Source organism: Microbacterium murale (assembly GCF_014635185.1).
GTDB classification, from domain to species: domain Bacteria; phylum Actinomycetota; class Actinomycetes; order Actinomycetales; family Microbacteriaceae; genus Microbacterium; species Microbacterium murale.
Genome location: NZ_BMCM01000001.1, coordinates 835544 through 856197, shown reverse-complemented (window position 1 = coordinate 856197; position 20654 = coordinate 835544). Strand labels below are relative to the sequence as shown.

Genomic DNA, 20654 nt, shown 5'->3' with positions numbered 1-20654 from the left:
AGCAGTTGTGCTCCTCTCGAACACGCGGGCCCAGATACCCGCCGTTCACCCCGGCGCCACCACACGGCAAGGTGCGAGTGCGAGCATTCCGGACGCCCACCGACCCACCGGGAGCCCAGTGCGCACACCGCTCGTCACCGTCATCCTTCCCGCGAAGGATGCTGCGCCCTACATCGGCACGACCCTCGAGACGCTGCTGCGGCAGTTCGACGATCCGTCCGCGCTGAAGCTCGTCGCGGTGGATGACGGTTCGAGCGACGGCACCGGCGATCAGATGCGCAGTTACGCGGAGCGCTTCGCGCGCGCCGAGGTGCTCGTCAATCCACGACCGGTCGGGCTGGCGACCGCGCGTAACCAGGGACTCGCGCACGTCGAAGGTGACGCGTTCTGCTTCATCGACGGAGATGACTGGATGCAGCCGCGCCGGCTGCAGGTGCTCGCCTCGCGTATGCGCGAACTCGGATGCGACTTCCTCCGTACCGATCACGTGCGCGTCACCGGATCCGCGCGCAAGATCGTGCGTGCCCCATTCGCCTGGCGGGGAGTCGTGGCATCGCCACGCGACGCGATCCTCCCCGCCGACGACACCACGATGGTCGACTATCCGTACGCCTGGGCGGGCATCTTCCACCGGCGCATCCTCGAGGAGGGCCTCGCCGCCTTCCCCGAGGGACTCTTCACCGCCGAGGATCGTCCGTGGATTTGGCGGCTGCACCTGCAGGCCGCGTCGTTCGCCGTCGTCGACGCCCCGACGCTGCTCTACCGCCGCGGCATAGCAACCTCGCTCACCCAGGTGCGCGACCGGCGCCAGCTCGATTTCCCGCGTGCGCTGTCGCAGGTGGTGCAGACCGTGGAGCAGGATGCCGAGGCACACCGCTTCATGCCGAAGGTGGTGCGCACGGCCCTCGCGCTGAGTTCGCATCACATCGTGCGATCCCGGCGCATGACGCCGTCGCTGCGGCGCGAGATGCGCGGCAGCATCCGCGACCTGCTCGCCACTCTCGACCCGGCAGATGTCGCACACGCGCTCGACCGTCTGGAGGGATCCAAGCGTCGCGTGCTCGCGCGGACGCTGCGTGAGGCGGGACACGCGAGATGACCCAGCTCTTCGTCCTGCACAGCGCGTATGGACTCACGACGGCGGCAGCCGCACTCGATGAGGGAATCATCGAGGCGGGCGAGGAGCGCGTGCTCGTACCGGTGAACTCCGCACGGATACCCGAGACGAGCCTCGCGATCCACGAGCAGTCGAACCTCCGGTCGCTGTGCGCGCGCTTCGATCGCATCGAGCCTCTCGACGAGATCCTCTCGCCACAGCATCCGAGTTCCTGGCATCCTGTCGCGGCGGACCTCCCGATCCTGAACCGTCTCCTCGCCCGCGCCTGGAGCCTCGACGACGACCTCGAGCTGTTCGTGCAGAGCCCGCAGGTCGCCCCGGCGCGCACGCTGCTCTCGCTGTTCCCCAACGCCCGCATCACGATCATCGGCGACGGACTGATGACGTACTCGCCGATGCGGGTGAAGCTTCCGCGCACCGTCGTCGAGCGGGTCGGCCGTGTCGTGTATGCCGACGTCGTCCCCGGCGTGGAGCCGCTCGTATTCGGCGGTACCGGCGGAGGCGGCGCAGAGCGGATGCCGGTACCGCCGGCCGCGTTCCGGAAGGTGCTGCGGGAGACCAGCGCGGCAGACCCGCAGCTCGACGCTCTCGTCGACGGCACGCCGAGCGTGCTGGTGCTGGGGCAGTATCTGTCTGCACTGGGCCTCGTGTCGCCTGCGGAGGAGATCGCGATGCAGCGCGACATGATCGATCGGGCGGCAGCGTGGAATCCACGGCGCATCGTCTTCAAGCCGCATCCGTCCGCGCCGCCCCTGGTCACCGACGCCGTGCGGGAACGGGCCGAGCGCCACGGGGCCGAGTTCGTCGAGTACCGCGGCGTCGAGTCGGCCGAGCTCGTCGCAGAACGCCTCGACGTCGCCGGAGTCGTCGCGGGGTTCTCGACCGCGCTCCCGACCGTGCAGGCGCTGTTCGACCGTCCGATCGAGTCGTCGGGAACGCAGACCGTGCTGCGCAGGCTCACCCCGTTCGAGAACAGCAACCGCGTGCCGGCCACGATCGTCGACGCGCTGACCAGTGCGGACGATCGCCATCGCGAACCGGCGCAGCTGCAGCTGCTGATCGACGCCGTCGGGTATGCGATGCAGCCGAAGATCGCCGCACACCTTCGGCCTCGGGCCGAGGAGCTGCTCGGCCGGCTCGACCAGGTCGAGCGAGACCGCTACTTCGCTCGGGAACGGCTCCTCCACCTCCGGCTCCCCGGCGCTCCCGCGGAGCCGATCGTGCGTCGCGTACTGCGCTCGGCCGGGGGAGTGGGCAGGGCAGAGGAGATCCGGCTTACGATCCGAGGTGCGCGCCGACGCGCCGCACGAATCTGGAAGGTGGCGCGCGGACTATGACCCGATACGTCGATGACGACCAGGCGCGCCACTCTTCGGCGTCCGCGCCACCGATCGATGCCGCGGATGCCGCGAAGTGGCGCGCGAGCGGCCTCACCGTCGCGGTCATCCCGGCGCGCGGCGGGTCGAAGGGCGTACCGCGCAAGAACCTTCGCCGCATCGGCGGCATCCCGCTCATCCAGCGGGCCGTGCGGGCAGCCGCCGCCGCAGACCAGGTTGACCTCGTCGTCGTCTCCACAGACGACGACGAGATCGCAGAACTCAGCACCGCGGCAGGCGCGCGCGTCATCCGCCGCCGTGCCGAGATCTCCGGTGACACCGCGTCCTCCGAGAGTGCCGTGCTGCACGCGCTCGACGCCCTGGAAGACGAGGGGGAGAAGGTGGCGGTCGTCGTCTTCATCCAGGCGACGTCGCCGTTCATCCCCGGCGACCGCATCGACGTCGCGGTCGACGACGTGCGCTCCGGCCGATACGACAGCATGTTCTCGGCGCACGAGACGTACGGGTTCCTCTGGCGGCAAGGCGATTCCGGTGGGGGCAATTCCGGTGGGGGCAACGATGGGAATGACGGCGGCGGCCCGACGGCCGAGGCGATCAACCACGACGCCGCACACCGCCCCCGCCGCCAGGATCGCGAGCCGCATTACCTCGAGACCGGCGCGTTCTACGTGTTCCAGGCAGACGGCTTCCGCCGGGCGGGCCACCGCTTCTTCGGCCGGATCGGAATCGTCGAGGTGCCAGAGCGCACGGCGATCGAGATCGATGACGATCAGCAGCTCGCCGTGGCATCCGCTCTCGCCGTCCTCGTGGACCAGCCAGAGAGCATCGCGGTGAAGGCGGTCGTCACCGACTTCGACGGCGTGCACACGGACGACACCGCGCTGGTCGACGCCGAGGGCCGAGAGCAGGTGCGTGTCAGCCGGGAAGACGGCATGGGGGTCGCGCGACTCAGGCGTGCCGGCATCCCGATGCTCATCCTCTCCACCGAGGTCAATCCTGTCGTGCGGGCGCGGGCCGACAAGCTCCATGTCCCGGTGCTGCACGGCATCGACGACAAGGAGAAGGCGCTCGCCGCGTGGGCCGCGGAGAACGGGATCGCCCTCGCGGACATCGCCTATCTCGGCAACGACGTCAACGACCTGCCCGCCATGCGGATCGTCGGGTGGCCCGTCGCCGTCGCGAACGCACACCACGAGGTGCGCGCCGCGGCGAGAGTCGTGCTGGCGAAGTCGGGTGGGCAGGGCGCGGTGCGCGAGTTGATCGAGCGCGTTCTGACAGCCGACCAACCCCGGTAACCCCGGGTTCGCGCGGTGTTCACAGTCGCGGCGTACTCAGGAATGAGGGGCACGACGACTGGAGGAACATCATGACTGTCAGCATCGGATCACGCGTCATCGGAGGCGGTCGACCCGCCTACGTCATCGCCGAGATCGGCCTGAACCACAACGGCGACGTCGACATCGCCAAGCGACTCATCGACGTCGCGGCGGACGCCGGCGCGGATGCCGTGAAGTTCCAGAAGCGCACTCCGGAGATCTCCACGCCCGAGCACATGCGCGACGTGCCGCGGGAGACGCCGTGGGGCACGATGACCTACCTCGACTACCGCCGCCGCGTCGAGTTCGGCCGCGACGAGTACGTGGAGGTCGGCGACCACGCCACGCTGCGCGGACTCGACTGGTTCGCTTCGCCGTGGGACGTGCCCAGCGTCGCGTTTCTGGAAGAACTGAACGTCGTGGCGCACAAGGTAGCCTCGGCGAGCGTCACCGACCTCGAGCTGCTGACTGCGCTGCGTGAGACGGGCAAGCCCGTCATCCTCTCGTCCGGCATGTCGACGATCGAGCAGATCGATCGTGCGCTCGAGACGCTCGGCACCGACCGGGTCGTACTCATGCACGCGACATCGACCTATCCGATGGAGCCGGAGGAGGCCAATCTCCGCGTCATCACGACGCTTCGCGACCGCTACCCCGGCGTGCCGATCGGCTACTCCGGACACGAGCGCGGTCTGCAGATATCGCTTGCCGCCGTCGCACTCGGCGCGGTCGCGGTCGAACGGCACATCACGCTCGATCGCACCATGTGGGGCTCCGACCACGCCGCATCGCTCGAGCCCACAGGGCTCTCGCACCTCGTGCGCGATATCCGCGTGATCGAGACGGCACTCGGCGACGGCGTCAAGCGCGTCTTCCCCGGCGAGCAGGCCCCGATGGCGAAGCTGCGTCGCGTTCCGGCATGAGCATGAACACGGTCATGAGCACGACCGAGCTGCGCGTCGTCGCGATCGCGGATGCCGATTCGTTCGTGAAATGGTCGGCGTCGCTGCTGTCGGGTGTAGAAGGCATCCGCCGCCACATGCTGCTGGTGCGCACGCCGCTCACGGTGAGTGCCGCGCAGGAGCGCACGGCGCTCACCGGGACGAGCTTCACGGATGCCGACGTCACCCGCCTCGGCTTCGACGAGGTGCACGGATGGCTGAGGGGGCATCAGCCCGACGTGGTCGTGCTCTCCGGACGCGGACCGTTCGTGCGGCTGATCGCACGCCAGATCGACCGCTTGGCTCGGCGACCCATCGTGGTGAGCGGGCTGCCTGGAATGTCGATCCCCGCGCAGCGCGGGGCGCTGGAGTACCGGCGGGAGAGCGACCTGATGGTCGTGCACTCGCACCGTGAGGAGCGGGCCTTCGCCGAGCTCGGTCGTCGCATCGGCATCCAGGTGCCGACCGCGCTTGCGACCCTTCCCTTCGCGCAGATGGCGCCGGATGCTGTGACGGCAGCGTCCGCTCGCGTCGAGCAGCGCGAACTGGTCGGTGTATCGACGTCGGGCGCCTCACGAGCCGCCCGACCAGCCCCCGCCCCGATCGCAAGACAGGGCGGGACGGATCTCGTGTTCGCCGCCCAGGCACTGGTGCCGGCGGCGCGGCACGAGCGCGAGCAGATCGCCGAGATGCTGCGCCTCGCGGCCGTCGCGGATCCGGCGAAGCGCGTCGTCGTCAAATTGCGCTCACGCCCCGGCGAGGCCGAGGCTCATCTCGAGCGCGACGCGTACGCCGATCTGCTTTCCCGCCGCCCGGACAACCTCGTCATCTCCCACGAGCCGATGTCGACGGCGCTCGCACGTGCCGAGGGGTTGGTGACGGTCAGCTCGACCGCGGCGATCGAGGCGCTCGCGCAGAAGGTCCCCGTCATCGCGCTCGACATGTTCGGTGTGCACAAGGCCCTGCTCAACACGGTGTTCACCGGCAGCGGTCTGCTGGGCGGGGCCGAGGAGGTCGTCGGGCGCAGGTTCCGGCATCCGCTCGCCGGCTGGCAGCGCGACAACTACTTCCATCCGCAGTCGCACACGAACTGGTGGCGCTGTGTCGAGGAGCTCGTCGCGCTGCGCCGCGAAGGACGCCTACGCGCGAAGGTCGTGCCGACGGGTCGTGGCGGCGCGCTCCACGCGGCGTGGCACCGCAAGAGCGTGCTCGCGGGCGAGGATCGTTCGCTGCTCGGAAGCGTTGCGCTGGGCGTCGGTGCGCCGCTCGTGAACGGCATCCTGTCGATGCGGCGGGCGCGCGGCAAGGCCGGCGAGGACACCTGGTCGGATGCGACCACGGACTACACGCTTGAGCCGACGCCGCATCACGACCCGATTCGGCGCTGAGCCGCTGACATCCTCGGGCGAGACCGAGTCTGCGACACCAGACCGAGCCCGGCCAGCGCGGTCTCGTGCGGGAAACTCGGTCTCGTGCCGCCGGCGGGCGTAACCTGTCCGCGTGACCGTGCTCATCGCCTTTCTCGCCAACCTGCTCGTCGCGGTCGCCAAGACGGTCGCCGCGATCATCACGGCATCCGCATCGATGGTGGCTGAGGCGGCGCACTCGTGGGCCGATGCCGGCAACGAGATCTTCCTCCTGATCGCCGACCGGCAGGGCGCACGCAAGAAAGACGAACGGCATCCGCTCGGATACGGTCGCAGCGCCTTCGTCTGGTCGCTGATCGCCGCATTCGGGATCTTCACGGCCGGCGCGATCGTGTCGATCATGCACGGCATCCAGGAACTGGGATCCGACGAGCCGGTCGAGAGTCCCCTCGTCGCCTACATCGTTCTCGCCGTGGCGTTCGTGCTCGAGGGCGCGTCGTTCACGCAGGCGCTCATCCGCTCGCGCCGCCTCGCCCGCGAACGCGGAAGCTCGACATGGGACTTCGTGATCGAGACAAGCGACACGACGCTGCGGGCGGTCTTCTTCGAGGATGCTGCGGCGCTCATCGGCCTCGCGCTCGCCGGCGGGTCCATCGCGGTGCACCAGATGACCGGAGTCGCCGCCTGGGATGCTGTCGGGTCGATCCTGGTCGGCATCCTCCTGGCCGTCGTGGCCGTTCTGTTGATCGGACGCAATCTCGCCTTCATCGTGGGAACGAGCGCGTCGCCCGAGCTGCGATCGCGCGTCGGCACCGCGCTGCTCGCCGCCCCCGCGATCGAACGCGTCACCTATCTGCACATCGAGTACGTCGGACCGAACCGCCTGTTCATCGTGGCCGAGATCGACCTCGCCGGCGACGAACGCGAGCATGATGTCGCGCGGCGTCTGCGTGACGTGGAACGGCAGATCGAGGCGCGTCCGGTCGTCGAGACGGTCGTCCTCTCGCTGTCCGTCGACGACGAGCCTTCGCTCAAGTTCAGTGAGACCGTCCGTCATGTCGGGCGACCGGACGCGCCCGAGGCGAGAATCAGCTAGACTGTCCAGGTTGTCTGTCTTCTGCGTGCATCCTGCGCGCACGGCCGGGCACGTGCACACACCCTCCTGCTTTCGGGAAATGCCCGGAAGCCGTTCTAGTCCGAAGGAGGTGGGTAAGTGACGCACCAGTACGAACTCATGGTCATTCTGACCCCCGAGATCGACGAGCGCCAGGTAGCCCCTACGCTCGACAAGTTCCTCAAGGTCATCACCAACGATGGTGGCACTGTGGACAAGGTCGACATCTGGGGCAAGCGCCGTCTTGCATACGAGATCCAGAAGAAGACCGAGGGCATCTACGCCGTCGTCAACTTCACCGCGACGAGCGATGCCACGAAGGAACTCGACCGCCAGCTGGGCCTGAACGAGCAGATCATGCGCACCAAGGTTCTTCGCTCAGAAGAAGCTCAGGCGATGGTCGCTTTCGAAGCCAAGCGCTCCGAGGAGAAGGCAGCTCGCAAGGCTGCCAAGGCAGCGAAGGCCTAAGGCTCATGGCCGGCGAAACCGTCATCACCGTGGTGGGAAACCTCACGGCCGACCCCGAGCTGCGTTACACGCAGAACGGGCTGCCGGTGGCGAACTTCACCATCGCATCGACGCCGCGAACCTTCGACCGTCAGGCGAACGAGTGGAAGGACGGCGATGCGCTGTTCCTCCGTGCGTCCGTGTGGCGCGAGTTCGCCGAGCACGTGGCGGGTTCACTGACGAAGGGCATGCGTGTTGTCGCGCAGGGTCGTCTTCGTCAGCGTTCCTACCAGGACCGTGAGGGTAACAACCGCACGGCCATCGAGCTCGAGGTCGACGAGATCGGCCCGTCCCTGCGATACGCGACGGCACAGGTCACCCGTGCCGCTTCCGGCGGTGCCGGTGGCGGCGGCGGTGGACAGCGTCCAGCGCAGCAGCAGCAGGTGTCGGAGGAGCCGTGGTCAACGCCCGGTTCCTCGACCAGCGCAGATGCCTGGAGCACTCCGGGCAGCTTCGGCGACGACACCCCATTCTGAACAACTTCTGGATCCGAGCTTCGCAAGAGGCCCGGCATCCGCTCATCAATAAGGAATAACCATGGCTGGAAAGTCGAGCGGCGACCGCCGCAAGCCGCGGAAGGGTGGCAAGCCCACCGCTCCCGCGAAGTCGATCCGGGTCGGCGTCATTGATTACAAGGACGTCGCAACCCTTCGCAAGTTCGTCTCGGAGCGCGGCAAGATCCGCGCCCGTCGTATCACCGGTGTCTCGGTGCAGGAGCAGCGTCTGATCGCCACGGCGATCAAGAACGCACGCGAGATGGCGCTCCTGCCTTACGCCGGCGCTGGCCGCTAAGGGGTATCGACATGGCAAAGCTGATTCTCACGAATGAGGTCGCCGGGCTCGGAAGCGCCGGCGACGTGGTCGAGGTCAAGAACGGGTACGCCCGCAACTACCTCATCCCCCAGGGCTTCGCTACGGCGTGGACCCGTGGTGGCGCAAAGCAGGTCGAGTCGATCCAGGCCGCACGCAAGTCGCGCGCGATCCACGATCGCGACGAGGCTGTGGCTCTCAAGGACAAGATCGAGGACACGAAGGTTCGTCTGGCCGTCAAGGCCGGCGGCGCCGGACGCCTGTTCGGTTCTGTCAAGACCGAGCACGTCGCGAACGCTGTCGAGGCTGCCGGTCTCGGCACGATCGACAAGCGCAAGGTGACCATCACCTCGCCGATCAAGTCGACCGGTGACCACGAGGCGACCGTGCGTCTGCACGAAGACGTCGTGGCCGTCATCACCCTTCAGGTCGTCGCGGCCAAGTAGCGCTCGCTGCATCGTTCGGATGCCCCGGAGTCTTCGGACTTCGGGGCATCCGTCGTTGAGGCGTCCGTCTCCCGGTTCACGGCGCATCGGATGCCCCGGGCTGGGGACCCGGGGCATCCGGCCATGTGCGTCTAGCAGAAGGGCTGCGTCAGACATCCGCAGCGTGAAGCGCTCAGGAGGGGATGCCTGAGCTTCCTCTGCACGCACTCCGACACACCGACGACCGCTTGTGCGACCGCCGGCCTGTCGGCGGTGGTCACGCCGCGATGCGGCGGCGCAGCAGTCCGGCTCCGATCAGCAGCATCGTGAGCGCAAGCGCCGCCGGGGCGAACGGGAAGTCCACTCCGGTCGCGGCGAGTGTCTCACCGTCTGCCTGCACGACGTTGCCGGCCTGACCGCTCGGGGTCGACGCGGCTCCAGGGTCAGTCCCGGTCCCGGGGTCGGTGCCGGGGTCGGTTCCAGGGTCCGTTCCAGGGTCCGTCCCGGGGTCCGTCCCGGGGTCCGTCCCGGGGTCCGTCCCGGGGTCGGTTCCAGGGTCGGTGCCAGGATCAGTCCCGGGGTCGGTACCGGGGTCCGTTCCCGGGGTTGTGACTGTCGCGTCTCCGATGATGCCGACGGCGTTGCCGCCGATCGTGATCGGTGCGGTGACCGGCAGAGCTATCTGAGTTCCGCCGAGCAGCGAGCCAGTACCGTCGGTCTGCGCCCCGCCCGCCGGAATGGTGCCGCCGGTCGAGGGGATGCTGGATGCACCACCTCCGGTGACTGCGCTCGTCCCGACGGCGGAGATCGCGTTGCCGGTCACTGCCACCGGGACGGTGATGGGTGCGACGACCTGGGTGCCGCTGGCGGTGCCATCGGTTCCGTCGGTGTTCGGCTGGGTTGCCGGTGCCGTGCCGTTGTCTCCCGCTGTCCCGTCGGTCGTGGTTGCGCTTTCCCCGAGGACGGAGATCGCGTTGCCGGTCACTGCCACCGGGGCGGTGATGGGTGCGACGACCTGGGTGCCGCTGGCGGTGCCATCGGTTCCGTCGGTGTTCGGCTGGGTTGCCGGTGCCGCATGGGCGTCCCCGGGGGTAGCGGTCCCGCCGCTCGTGACAGCGCTGGTGCCGGCGACGCTGATGGCGTTGCCGACCGCCGAGATCGGTGCCGTCACCGGCGCGACCACCTGGCTGCCACGCAGAATCGATGACGCCCCAGAGGTCCCGGCCGCAGCGGATGATGCGGACGTGGCCGACCCCGTGGTCGCGGGCGCGCCTGCGCTCACGTCACTGGTGCCGAGCACGCTGATCGCATTGCCGCCGACCGTGACCGGTGCGGTTACCGGAGCGACGACCTGTGTGCCGCTGGCGATCGAATCGGACCCGTCGGTGACAGCATCCGGTGTGGGCGACATCGACGGACCGTCCGTCGATGACACCGGTGCCGTCGCGCCCTCCCGAGCCGTCACGTCGCTGTCGCCGAGCACCGCGACACCGTTGCCGGTGACCGTGACGGGCAGGTTCACCTGCACCAGCCCCTGGGTGCCGCCGAGCAGCGAATCGATGCCCGATGTGGTGGTGGGTGCCGCCTCTGCCGCCGGAGCATCGGCCTGGGGAGCCGCACTCGGCGATGACTGGGGGTCATCGCTTTGGGGAGCGGCGGCAGGGGCGGCTGCTGAAGATGAGCCGAGGACGCTCACCGCGTTGTCCTGGACGGTCACCGGGACGTCGACCGTCACGACGGCCTGACTACCGGATGCGACGCCCTCCGCGCCGCTCGTCGTGGCCTCCGATGCCGGCGCAGGTGCCGGCGCTGGTGCCGCTGGTGCTGGTGCCGGTGCTGCGGGTGCAGTCGCCGGTGCCTCCACGGAGGAGGTGCCGAGCACCGAGACCGCGTTGCCGACGACGTCGCCGGGTACCGAGAGGGGAATGACCGCCTGAGTTCCGGAGAGGATCCCGTCCTCTCCGTCGGTCTCTGCCGCGCTGGCGGCTGTGGCGCCGAGCAGGGTGATCCCGCCGGCTACCACGACGCCCCAGAGGGCGTGCTTGATGATTTTATGCATGGTGATTCAGCTCCTGACTGAAATGGGGTCGGTTGGATGCGCGCGATCAGATGTGCGCGCGCAGCACACGTCGGTCATCCACGAGGGATGACGAGACCCCGGTCAGTCAGGAGAGACGTCGGCGTCGGCGACCGGTGATGACGGCAGTGCGTCATCCAGTGCGCCGAGAGTTCGCTTCCAGGCACGAAGCGGGTCGGCTGCCGAGTCGTCGAGGCGGGCAGCGTCGCTGTGTGAGCCGCCACTGGATCCGGCGGCGGTCGAGGTCCCGGACGGCGCGGCCGGCGGCGCCTGAGGGGCGTCGTGCGGTCGCGTGGGGACGGCGGAGTCCTGTTCGGCGATGTCAGGATCGGATGCTGCGGCTCTGAGCTGTTCGAAGAGGCGAGCCGATATCCGACTGGTGCTTGTTTCGGAAGCAGCGCGGACGACCGTGTCGTCGACGCGCACGGAAGCGGGAGCATCCGAATCGACCGCATGATCGGGCGCTTCTGACACGGGTGCCGTGTCGGGTGCGTCGGGCGGATCGGGTGTCACAGGCGGATTCAGGGATCCGAGCACGGGAGGCACTGTGGCTTCGACCGTGCCGCCGAGCAGGTCGCTGGTGCGATCAACGGCTCCGGCGACCTCTCGAACCGCACCGGTGACGCCGAGATCGGTGAGGAGCTCGCCGACCTCTCCGCCTGCGACGCCGGAGAGCGTCTGCAGAACCGGTTCGGTGATCGTCGCCACCGGGGCGCTCTGGAGTACGTCGGTGACTGGAGAGCTCACGGTCTCGACGGTATCGGTCATGACCGGGGCGACCGAGTCGAGAACGGGCTGAGCGGCATCACCGACGACCGGAGTCGACTGCACGGTCTCGACAGCGCTTTCGACGACCTGCGGCGCCGTCTGCTGCACGACGGGCGCGACCGCAGTCTCGACAACCGGGGTGACGACGTCGGTGACGAGCGGAGTCGCGAGCGAGGCCGCCTCTTCCACCGTCGAGCCGACGAGCGAGGTGAGAGTGCCGAGTGGAGTTTCGGGTTCTTCCTCGGCATGTGCGGCGCTGCCGCCGATCAGGACGGTGAACGTCGCCCACGCGAGCACGCCGAAGGCGACCCAGGCGATGCCGCTCAAGATCCGACGGGATGCAGCAACGGCCACGTTCACCTCCCCCTCCGAAAGGAACGTTCTCGACGCGAATGCGTCCTGCCTGAACTTACTCGTGTCGAAGAACCGTGTCCAGAGCTAATTGAGGTTTGACCGGCCCCTTCTCGCGCGAGCCCAACTTGACGCGCCCGGGAAAAATCAGGCTTGACTTCTCCCCAGGTTGTACACACCCCGCGGTTGCGGGCCCAACCTTCAATCGAGTGTTTAAACAGATTGTCATCCACAGGCTGGGGAATAGCGGAATCCCTGTTCAACGACCATTAAAAACTTGGATATCGGGATGTGTCACAGGGTTATCCACATCCGTTGTGCACAGACACTCCGAGGTTCTCCGCACATTCTCCACATAGTTATCCACAGGCTGTGTTGCGGGTGCTGAGGCGCCCTTCTAGCGTGGACGAGCGACGAGATGTCGGAGGTACGTGGTTCGCTCTGTGCAACCGCGGAAACACCCGCCGTCGTACGGCAACCGGAGATCACACATCCCGCGCCGCACCAGCAGCAAGCGCATCGAAGGGAGCACAGTGTCGATTGCCGACATCTCGGAGGAGCGCCTCGGGGGCCAGCGCAAGCCAGAGCGCGTGCCGCCGCACGACCTGCTCGCCGAGCAGAGTGCTCTGGGCGGAATGCTCCTTTCGAAGGATGCTGTCGCCGATGTGATCGAGACCCTCAAGGGCGCCGACTTCTACATCCCCAAGCACGAGCTCATCTTCGAGGCGATCCTCTCGCTGTACTCGCACGGCGAGCCCACCGACGTGGTCGCCGTCACCGATGAGCTGATCAAGACCGGCGAGCTGGGCCGCGCCGGCGGCGCCGACTACCTGCACACGCTGACCTCGATCGTCCCGACCGCCGCGAACGCGGGGTATTACGCCGGCATCGTCGCCGAGCGTTCGATCCTGCGCCGCCTGGTCGACGCAGGCACGCGCATCGTGCAGATCGGGTATGACGGCCAGGGCGACGCGACCGATCTCGTCAACAACGCTCAGGCTGAGATCTACGCCGTCACCGGCACCCAGACCACTGAGGACTATGTGCCCCTGACGGTCGCGGTGGATGCCGCGATGGAAGAGATCGAGGCGGCCAGCGGCCGCGACGGTTCGATGACGGGTGTGCCCACCGGCTTCAAAGAGCTTGACGAACTCACGAACGGCTTGCACGGCGGACAGATGATCGTCGTGGCGGCGAGGCCCGCCGTCGGCAAGTCGACGCTCGCGCTGGACATCGCGCGGGCAGCTGCGATCGGGCACAACCAGCCGACCGTCTTCTTCTCCCTCGAGATGGGCCGGAGCGAGATCGCGATGCGTCTCCTCAGCGCAGAGGGCGCGATTCCGCTGCAGCACATGCGCAAGGGAACGCTCGACCCGCGCGACTGGACCACGGTCGCCGCGACCCGCGGCCGCATCAATGACGCCCCCCTCTTCATCGACGACAGCCCCAACATGACGCTGGTCGAGATCCGCGCCAAGTGCCGCCGTCTGAAGCAGCGCGAGGGCCTGCGCATGGTCGTGATCGACTATCTGCAGCTGATGACGAGCGGTAAGCGTGTCGAGTCGCGTCAGCAGGAGGTCTCGGAGTTCTCCCGAAGCCTCAAGCTCATCGCGAAGGAGCTCCAGGTTCCGGTCATCGCGCTGTCGCAGCTGAACCGTGGTTCAGAGGCACGTCAGGACAAGAAGCCGCAGATCAGCGACCTGCGAGAGTCGGGCTCGATCGAGCAGGATGCCGACATGGTGATACTGCTGCACCGCGACTCCGTCTACGACAAGGACGTGCGTCCGGGCGAGGCCGACCTCATCGTAGCCAAGCACCGTAACGGCCCGACCGCGACGATCAACCTCGCGTTCCAGGGCCACTACTCGCGGTTCGCGGACATGGCGACCGGTGGGGACTTCAACTAGGAAGCGCGCCTCGTGCTTCAGATGCCGCTGAGGGTCAAGGCCAGGTGTCTTCGCCAATCAGCGTTGTCGCTGTGCGGAAGATCATCGTCGACATCACCCCGCTCAGCGATGTCACACCCCGCACACATGTCGGTGACAATTGTTCAGAAAACGCTGTATCGTCGACCGCATGATGACGATGACGGCCACGGTGACGCACACCGCCGCGCTCGCGCGGCTCGGTCACGCCTTGTCCGATCGGACCCGCACCAGTGTGCTTCTCGCTCTGCGGGAGGCAGCGGCGTATCCGTCCGAACTCGCCGACGCGCTGGGCGTCTCACGTCAGGTGATGTCCAACCAGCTCGCCTGCCTGCGCGGATGCGGTCTGGTCGAGGCCGTTCCGGAAGGGCGACGCACGTCGTATCGGCTCGCGGACTCCCACCTGGCTCCCGCGCTGGATGAGCTCCTGCGCGTCGTTCTCCACGTCGAACCCGGATGCTGCGCCGGTGAGGACTGCACGTGCGCATGACTGCCTCGAACGTCGCCGCCAGTGCCCGCAGACACGTTCTGCAGCGGCGCATCCGCTGGATCGTCACCGCGACGATCGTCTACAACGTCATCGAAGCAATCGTCGCCATCACGGCTGGAACGCTCGCTTCCTCGGCTGCCCTCATCGGGTTCGGGTTGGACTCGACGATCGAAGTGCTCTCGGCGGCCGCAGTGGCCTGGCAATTCACTCGCCGTGACCCCGAGCGTTGGGAACGAGGCACGCTCAGGGTCATCGCCGCCGCATTCTTCGCTCTGGCGGCCTACGTGAGTGTGAGCTCGATCCTCGTGCTCGTTGTGAGCGTCGAGGTCGAGCACTCGTCCGTCGGAATCGCGATCACCGCGCTCAGCGTCGTCATCATGCCGTTCCTCTCATTCGCCGAGCGTCGTGCAGGACGAGAGCTTGGATCTGCCACAGCCATAGCCGACTCCAAGCAGACCCTTCTCTGCACGTACCTCTCCGCCGCCGTGCTCGTCGGGCTCGTGCTCAACAGCCTCTTCGGCTGGTGGTGGGCGGATGCGATCGCGGGCCTCATCATCGCCGTCTTCGCGGTGCGCGAGGGCCTCGAAGCCTGGCGTGGCGACGCGTGCGCGACATCGGTCGGGATGCTCCTCGAGGAAGACGGCGACGAGGCCCACGAGCACTGAGCGTGAGTATTCGCCCCCGTCGGATGCTGCGTCGTCAACGCTGCGCTCGGGTGCCCCCCGGGGAACCCGATCCGATCGAGACGAACGCGATGATCGCGAGTATGACCACGCCGATCCAGGCCGTCGCGGTCGCGACGAGGGCGATCATCGCCACGACGTCGAGAACGTCCGCATGCACGACCGACGCCAGCGCATGCGTGGCGGTCGCGTACATGCCCAGCGGGAAGACCACCGACCAGAGCCCGTACTCGAATCGGACAGGTTCGCGGTAGATGAAATAGCGGCGCACGCCGAGCAGGATCAGGTACGGGATGCTGAGAGTGCCGAACCCCCAGAGCATCACGGCCGCGCCGTCCAGGAACGGGACGAGTGGATGCAGTGTTTCGAGGTTCGCGATGCGGGTCGCGGCGAGAGCAGACACGGCGGTGGCTCCCATGACGATCCAGACGGTGGGTGCGGCATGGCCGCCCACCGAGTTGCGCAGCAGTCGCGAGAGCAGCGCGGAGGCGAGCAGGAAGTACAGCACGATCCCGGTTCCCCACAGCACGATCGCCGGGACCGCGGCGCCGGCAAGACCGCAGACGATCGCGAGTGCCTGCGTGGAGACGACGAGCAGCAGCCAGCTCCCGTCCACCGCGTCGGCAAGGGGCGAGCCGGTGTGCCGGCTGAGCACGGTCGGCAGGACGACGTAGCTGAGGACGAGCCACGACAGCGCGGCGACGATCAGCGCCGGCCAGAGCACGCCCACGATCCCGAGGGCGTCGGCAAGCGCGGCGCTCACGGCGACAGCCGTCGGGAACGTCCACCAACCCAGGGCACGTCCGACTTCACGCGTATCGGCGATGACTCCGCGACGATCGCGGAACGCCCGAATGATGGTGGCGGTCAGCAACGCGAGCAGGATCACTTCGGCGATGACGAACAGTGCCATGCCGGCCGGCGCGGAGACGATGTGCGTGAGGGCGACGCCGAGGATGCCGGTCGCCATCACCGCGGCGAAGGCGTTCGGCGGCAGCGCGTCGACGACGGCGATCAGACGGGTTCGCATCGGTGAATCAGATCGATTGGCGATAGCCGAAGAACTCATGGTCGTTGTTGTACCCGCCCGAACCTCCACCGACATCGTCGAAGCGGTCGACGAACTCGATGCCCTGGATCCACTTGACCATCTTGAAGCCGAGCTGTACCTCGTTGCGCAACCGCACGGGGGCACCATGCGAGAATGACAACGGCTCATCGTTCATGTCGACCGCGAGCATGGTGAGTTCGTACCGCATCTGCGCGAGCTCCTGCACGTCGTAGTAGAGGCCGCCGTCGGAGCCTTCGGCGAAGGAGTAGAACACCACCCACCGCGCCTCGGGCTTCGGCCCGACGAGGTCGAGGATCGACGACATCGACACACCGCCCCATTTGGCGACACCCGACCAGCCCTGAATGCAGAAATGCTGGGTGATCTGCTCGTGCGACGGCAGCGCACGAAGATCGGCGAGCGACAACGACGCCGGTCGATCGACCAAGCCCGAGATCTGCAGGCGGTAGTCGGCGAAACCGCCATCCTGCAGCAGCTTGTACTCCGCACTGTCCGGAACGCGACCGTTGGCCCAGAAGTAGGTCGAGATGTCCTTCTCGGTGTACTCGCCCGGGCGGCCGTCGACGTGTTCGAACAGTCGCTGCACCGGTCCGATCAGTGCCATCCCGAAGCGGCGCACCGCGCGCGGATGCCGGTAGGTGAACGGCGTCGCTGCGACCCAGATCACCACGAGCACGGCGGCCGACGCGGCGAAGAGTCCGAATCCGACCCAGGAGGACGTGTCGTCGCCGGCGTACATGTGATTCAGGTTGCGCAACGCCCCGGTCGCGAAGACCAGCGTCACGTGCACCACCACGAAGAACAGATACCAGCACAGCACCAGGAAGTGCAGCGAGCGGGCGAACTGGATGCTGAACACGCGACTGATCCGCCGGAACCGCGTCGAGAGCGCAGGCGACATCCCCAGTCCGGTCAGCATCGCCAGCGGCGCGGCGACGAAGACCGTGATGAAGTACGAGATCAGCTGCAGCGCGTTGTAGTTCGTCCAACTCGTGTCGGTCGGCCAGTCGAGGGAGAGATACTGCAGGGCCGTGCTGACGGCGTTCGGGATGATGTCCCAGCTCGTGGGCACGATGCGAGCCCAGTGCCCGGTTGCGAACAGCAGTGCGACGAAGATGACGCCGTTGAGCAGCCACAGCATGTCGACCCCGAGATGCCACCATCGCGCGAGACCGATCGAGTGGCGACGCCCTGGTAGACCGATCTGGTCCGGCAGCGTGAGGGAATCGGCCTTGGCCGTGTAGGTCGGGTCGTCGGGGACGGGCTTCTGGAAGCGGAGCCACTCGCGCCCCGGTACCGAGTGCCGCGACCAGTAGAGGCGCGGATGATCGGCGAGGATGCTGAGCCCTGCGCGGATGATGAAGATCATGAAGAGGATGTTCAGGAGGTGCTGCCACCGCATCCATGCCGGAAACCCTTCCGGGGTGCCCTCCGGCACATCGCTCGCGCCAGGGAACGTGCGCATGAAGTCCTGCACGGCCGGCATCGTGACGAGCCCGCGTGCGACGAGGACGCCCAGCCCGCCGAGCACGATCACCGCGGGGAACAGCCAGAGGACGTTGAACCATCGTTCGCGTCCGATGCGCAGCTTCGGCGCCACGCCGTACTGTGCGGGAAGGCCACCTGCCCAGTGCTCGCCGACATGGTCGTGTCGGCCCTGATCGAGGCGATCGCGCAGTGACGGCGGCAGCTCGGACAGCTGCTCGGCTCGTTGAGCTTCCGGACTCCGTCGCGGAACCATACGGGTCATCAGATCGTCCCCTCGCTCAGAAGCCCCACCCGCCCGGAGCAGAGCAGCTTCGTCTAGCCGAGACACTAACGCAGATGGGCGGGGAGCACGGCTGGATATCGTGGAAGTCGTGACGCATCAGCTGAGATCGAACCGGCCGAACCGCGGCCTGGGCCCCGCTGTCGTGACCGTCGCGTTCCTCGGGGCGGTGATCGGAGGCGTCGGTGCCCCGCTGATCACCGCCGTCGCGCTCGATCTCGATGTGCCGTTGGACGGCGCTCAGTGGACGTTGACCATCACCCTGTTCGCCGGCGCTATCGCTGCGCCGGTGCTCGGACGGCTCGGCTCCGGCCCGCAACGGCGCGCCACGATCCTCATCACCCTCGGCCTGGTCGCCGTGGGCGGGCTGCTCACTGCGATTCCGCTGCCGTTCGCGGTACTGCTGATCGGTCGCGCGCTGCAGGGACTCGGACTCGGCGTCGTCGCCCTGCTGATGAGCGTGGCTCGAGAGCACCTGCACGCCGAGCGGGCGCAGACCACGATAGCCACGGTCTCCGTCGCCTCCACCATCGGAATCGGCGTCGCGTATCCGGTCATGGCTCTCATCGATCAGCTCGCCGGGCTGCGCACCGCATACTGGGTCGGCTTCGTGCTCTCGCTCGCTGCCGTCATCGTCGCGTGGCGCAGCATCCCAGAAGACGCGCCGGGGCCGCGCACCAGAGTGGACATCCCCGGCGCGGTGCTGCTCGGGATCGGCACCCTCGGCATCCTCCTCGTGATCGCGCAGCGTTCCGTCTGGGACGTGCCATGGATCGGCGCATCCGTCCTCCTCGTCGCGATGCTCACGCTCGCCGGGTGGGTCGCGGTGGAACGTCGAACCACCGGGCCGCTGATCGACCTCACGCTGTTCGCTCGAGGTGCGGTCCTGCGCGCGAACGCGGCGATGCTCACTTCAGGTGCGGGCATGTACCTGCTGTTCTCGGCGCTCACTCGCTATGTGCAGACGCCGCCCGATGCCGGATACGGGCTGGGCCTGTCAGGTGTGCTCGCGGGCGCGGCACTCATCCCGTTCTCCGTGCTCGGCTTCTTCGCCGGGCGGCTGACGCCTTGGTTGACCGCCCGGGTGTCTGCGCGGTGGGCATTCGTGATCCACGCCGCTTTCGTCGCTCTTGCGGCGGGGGTGTTCGCGATGAGTCCTGGTTCGCTCATCGTGACCCTGCTGTCGATGGCGGTGCTCGGTTTCGGCGTCGGCGGGGTCTCCGCGATCATGCCGAGGCTTCTGCTGGACGATGTGCCGCAGAAGGAGACCTCTAGCGTGTTGTCGATCAACCAGGTCATCCGCAGCGTCGGATTCAGCATCGGCAGCGCGCTCGCCGGCGTCATGCTCGCGATCGCCACCTCTACCGGGGCGGTCTTCCCCGATGAACGCGGCTACTCGATCATCGCGTTGTGCGTTCTCCCGTTGCTCGCGCTGAGCGTCGTCTTCATCGCGGTCGCGCCGCGCCCGTGGCTACCCTGGAACACGTGACGCATCAGCTGACGCGAGAGCAGGCGCGGCGCATCGTGGTGCGCGCGCAGGCACTCGACGCCGACCGTCCCGGCGACGTCGTCGAGGTCGCCGAGCGTCTCGGTGCGATCAAGATCGACCCGACCGCGACGATCGCACCGTGTGAGCACACCATCCTGTGGTCGCGCATCGGCTGGGGATACGAGACGGGCCAGCTGCCCAAGGCGGTCGAAGACGATCGGATGCTGTTCGAATTCGATGGCACGTTCCGGCCGATGAGCCTGCTGCCGCTGATGATGCCGGCGATGCGGCGGTGGCCGACCCGCGAGAGCACCAGGGAATGGCTCGCGGCGAATGACAGGTTCCGCGGTGAGGTGCTGGCGCGCCTGCGCGCGGAGGGTCCGCTGTTGGCGAGCGACATCCCCGATACCGCGCAGGTGCGCCGTGCACCCGACGGCTGGTACGGCCCGAACCAGGCGATCCACATGCTGGAGTTCTTGATGCGGCAGGGGGAAGTCGCCATCGCGCGACGCGAGGGCCGCCAGCGAGTGTGGGATCTGGCCGAGCGGGTGTACCCGAAGGACCTTCCCGAGTACGACGACGACGAGGCCGCACGACTGCTCGAAGAACGTCAACTGCAGGCGGCCGGCATCGCGAAGCCGCACTGGCATTGGAACGGCGTCGGCAAGGAGACCGGTGAACCCGCAGCGGTGGAGGGCAGCCGGTGGAAGTTCCGTGTGGATCCGGTCGCGCTCGCGACTCTCGACGACGACCCGGGCGGACGAGTCGCGTTCCTCAACCCGTACGATGGCTTCCTGTTCGACCGCGGGCGACTGACCGAGCTGTTCGACTTCACGTACGTGCTCGAGCAGTTCAAGCCCAAGCCTCAGCGCAGGTACGGCTACTTCGCGCATCCGATCCTGTTGGGGGATCGATTCGCAGGACTGCTCGACGCCGAAGTCGATCACGAACGCGGGATGCTGCGCATCAACACCGTCCACGAACTCACACCGTTCGAGCCAGAAGAGAAGGATATGGTGCGCGCCGAACTCACTGATCTGGCCGGGTGGCTCGGAGTCGGAGTGGAAGACCCCTGGTGAGCGCGGGATGCACCAGCG

19 protein-coding genes are annotated in these 20654 nt (G+C 67.6%); 15 read left to right on the top strand and 4 right to left on the bottom strand.

All coding sequences use genetic code 11. From position 1 onward, the window contains the following. Positions 1-118 precede the first annotated feature (118 nt). The 10 genes from IEV67_RS04135 (at position 119) to rplI (ending at position 8955) form a co-directional block, all read left to right on the top strand. Positions 119-1099, top strand: coding sequence for a glycosyltransferase family 2 protein (locus IEV67_RS04135; RefSeq protein ID WP_188435284.1), 981 nt, complete (start codon positions 119-121; stop codon positions 1097-1099). Next, positions 1096-2454 (top strand): polysialyltransferase family glycosyltransferase, encoded by a 1359-nt coding sequence (locus IEV67_RS04130; RefSeq protein WP_188435283.1) that lies wholly within the window; start codon positions 1096-1098, stop codon positions 2452-2454. The genes IEV67_RS04135 and IEV67_RS04130 overlap by 4 nt, the downstream gene beginning before the upstream one ends. Beyond that, a complete protein-coding gene (locus IEV67_RS04125; RefSeq protein ID WP_188435282.1) occupies positions 2451-3749 on the top strand; it encodes an acylneuraminate cytidylyltransferase in 1299 nt (432 codons plus the stop codon). The genes IEV67_RS04130 and IEV67_RS04125 overlap by 4 nt, the downstream gene beginning before the upstream one ends. 71 nt (positions 3750-3820) lie before the next feature. Next, on the top strand, positions 3821-4693 hold the full coding sequence (locus IEV67_RS04120) for an N-acetylneuraminate synthase family protein (RefSeq protein WP_188435281.1): 873 nt from the start codon (positions 3821-3823) through the stop codon (positions 4691-4693). Continuing rightward, on the top strand, positions 4690-6099 hold the full coding sequence (locus IEV67_RS04115) for a DUF6716 putative glycosyltransferase (protein ID WP_188435280.1): 1410 nt from the start codon (positions 4690-4692) through the stop codon (positions 6097-6099). The genes IEV67_RS04120 and IEV67_RS04115 overlap by 4 nt, the downstream gene beginning before the upstream one ends. A gap of 112 nt (positions 6100-6211) precedes the next feature. Then, entirely contained in the window at positions 6212-7174 is a 963-nt protein-coding gene (locus IEV67_RS04110) for a cation diffusion facilitator family transporter (protein WP_188435279.1), read from the top strand. Between the two features lie 117 nt (positions 7175-7291). After that, positions 7292-7660, top strand: a complete 369-nt coding sequence (rpsF, locus tag IEV67_RS04105) for a 30S ribosomal protein S6 (RefSeq protein ID WP_188435278.1) — start codon at positions 7292-7294, stop codon at positions 7658-7660. 5 nt (positions 7661-7665) lie between these two features. After that, on the top strand, positions 7666-8175 hold the full coding sequence (locus IEV67_RS04100) for a single-stranded DNA-binding protein (RefSeq protein ID WP_033105627.1): 510 nt from the start codon (positions 7666-7668) through the stop codon (positions 8173-8175). Positions 8176-8236: 61 nt separating this feature from the next. After that, positions 8237-8491, top strand: coding sequence for a 30S ribosomal protein S18 (gene rpsR, locus IEV67_RS04095; protein ID WP_017829850.1), 255 nt, complete (start codon positions 8237-8239; stop codon positions 8489-8491). An 11-nt stretch (positions 8492-8502) separates the two neighbouring features. Continuing rightward, a complete protein-coding gene (rplI, locus tag IEV67_RS04090) occupies positions 8503-8955 on the top strand; it encodes a 50S ribosomal protein L9 (protein WP_033105628.1) in 453 nt (150 codons plus the stop codon). Positions 8956-9211: 256 nt separating this feature from the next. On the opposite strand, the gene IEV67_RS04085 is transcribed toward rplI, so the two are convergent. Then, positions 9212-10993, bottom strand: a complete 1782-nt coding sequence (locus IEV67_RS04085; RefSeq protein WP_229702711.1) for a beta strand repeat-containing protein — start codon at positions 10991-10993, stop codon at positions 9212-9214. 102 nt (positions 10994-11095) lie between these two features. Beyond that, positions 11096-12133, bottom strand: a complete 1038-nt coding sequence (locus tag IEV67_RS04075; protein WP_188435276.1) for a hypothetical protein — start codon at positions 12131-12133, stop codon at positions 11096-11098. A gap of 530 nt (positions 12134-12663) precedes the next feature. Here IEV67_RS04075 and dnaB point away from each other — a divergent pair. The 3 genes from dnaB to IEV67_RS04060 all read left to right on the top strand — a co-directional run bounded on the left by dnaB (position 12664) and on the right by IEV67_RS04060 (position 15210). Next, positions 12664-14037, top strand: coding sequence for a replicative DNA helicase (dnaB, locus tag IEV67_RS04070; protein WP_373284425.1), 1374 nt, complete (start codon positions 12664-12666; stop codon positions 14035-14037). Positions 14038-14206: 169 nt separating this feature from the next. After that, positions 14207-14545, top strand: a complete 339-nt coding sequence (locus tag IEV67_RS04065) for an ArsR/SmtB family transcription factor (protein WP_188435275.1) — start codon at positions 14207-14209, stop codon at positions 14543-14545. Then, entirely contained in the window at positions 14542-15210 is a 669-nt protein-coding gene (locus tag IEV67_RS04060; protein ID WP_188435274.1) for a cation efflux transmembrane domain-containing protein, read from the top strand. The genes IEV67_RS04065 and IEV67_RS04060 overlap by 4 nt, the downstream gene beginning before the upstream one ends. A 34-nt stretch (positions 15211-15244) precedes the next feature. Here IEV67_RS04060 and IEV67_RS04055 read toward each other — a convergent pair whose 3' ends face one another. Both IEV67_RS04055 and IEV67_RS04050 read right to left on the bottom strand, forming a co-directional pair. Then, positions 15245-16258, bottom strand: coding sequence for a tellurite resistance/C4-dicarboxylate transporter family protein (locus tag IEV67_RS04055; RefSeq protein WP_188435273.1), 1014 nt, complete (start codon positions 16256-16258; stop codon positions 15245-15247). A 7-nt stretch (positions 16259-16265) separates the two neighbouring features. Beyond that, positions 16266-18050 (bottom strand): molybdopterin-dependent oxidoreductase, encoded by a 1785-nt coding sequence (locus tag IEV67_RS04050; protein ID WP_229702709.1) that lies wholly within the window; start codon positions 18048-18050, stop codon positions 16266-16268. Between the two features lie 109 nt (positions 18051-18159). On the opposite strand from IEV67_RS04050, the gene IEV67_RS04045 reads away from it, so the two are divergent. Both IEV67_RS04045 and IEV67_RS04040 read left to right on the top strand, forming a co-directional pair. Next, positions 18160-19557: an MFS transporter gene (locus IEV67_RS04045; protein WP_229702707.1), complete on the top strand. Its 1398-nt coding sequence runs from the start codon at positions 18160-18162 to the stop codon at positions 19555-19557. Next, the gene (locus IEV67_RS04040) at positions 19554-20636 is read left to right on the top strand and encodes a DNA glycosylase AlkZ-like family protein (RefSeq protein WP_188435272.1); all 1083 of its coding nucleotides are present in this window, start codon (positions 19554-19556) and stop codon (positions 20634-20636) included. Before IEV67_RS04045 ends, IEV67_RS04040 begins: the two co-directional genes overlap by 4 nt. The last annotated feature ends 18 nt before the right edge of the window (positions 20637-20654 follow it).

Excerpts from the sequence above, each read along its gene's own strand:
- IEV67_RS04120 (WP_188435281.1), top strand. The coding sequence starts at position 3,821 with ATGACTGTCAGCATCGGATCACGCGTCATCGGAGGCGGTCGACCCGCC.
- IEV67_RS04065 (WP_188435275.1), top strand. The coding sequence starts at position 14,207 with ATGATGACGATGACGGCCACGGTGACGCACACCGCCGCGCTCGCGCGG.
- rpsR (WP_017829850.1), top strand. The coding sequence starts at position 8,237 with ATGGCTGGAAAGTCGAGCGGCGACCGCCGCAAGCCGCGGAAGGGTGGC.
- IEV67_RS04125 (WP_188435282.1), top strand. The coding sequence starts at position 2,451 with ATGACCCGATACGTCGATGACGACCAGGCGCGCCACTCTTCGGCGTCC.
- IEV67_RS04085 (WP_229702711.1), bottom strand. The coding sequence starts at position 10,993 with ATGCATAAAATCATCAAGCACGCCCTCTGGGGCGTCGTGGTAGCCGGC.
- IEV67_RS04115 (WP_188435280.1), top strand. The coding sequence starts at position 4,690 with ATGAGCATGAACACGGTCATGAGCACGACCGAGCTGCGCGTCGTCGCG.
- rplI (WP_033105628.1), top strand. The coding sequence starts at position 8,503 with ATGGCAAAGCTGATTCTCACGAATGAGGTCGCCGGGCTCGGAAGCGCC.
- IEV67_RS04050 (WP_229702709.1), bottom strand. The coding sequence starts at position 18,050 with ATGACCCGTATGGTTCCGCGACGGAGTCCGGAAGCTCAACGAGCCGAG.
- IEV67_RS04060 (WP_188435274.1), top strand. The coding sequence starts at position 14,542 with ATGACTGCCTCGAACGTCGCCGCCAGTGCCCGCAGACACGTTCTGCAG.
- IEV67_RS04130 (WP_188435283.1), top strand. The coding sequence starts at position 1,096 with ATGACCCAGCTCTTCGTCCTGCACAGCGCGTATGGACTCACGACGGCG.
- IEV67_RS04055 (WP_188435273.1), bottom strand. The coding sequence starts at position 16,258 with ATGCGAACCCGTCTGATCGCCGTCGTCGACGCGCTGCCGCCGAACGCC.
- IEV67_RS04100 (WP_033105627.1), top strand. The coding sequence starts at position 7,666 with ATGGCCGGCGAAACCGTCATCACCGTGGTGGGAAACCTCACGGCCGAC.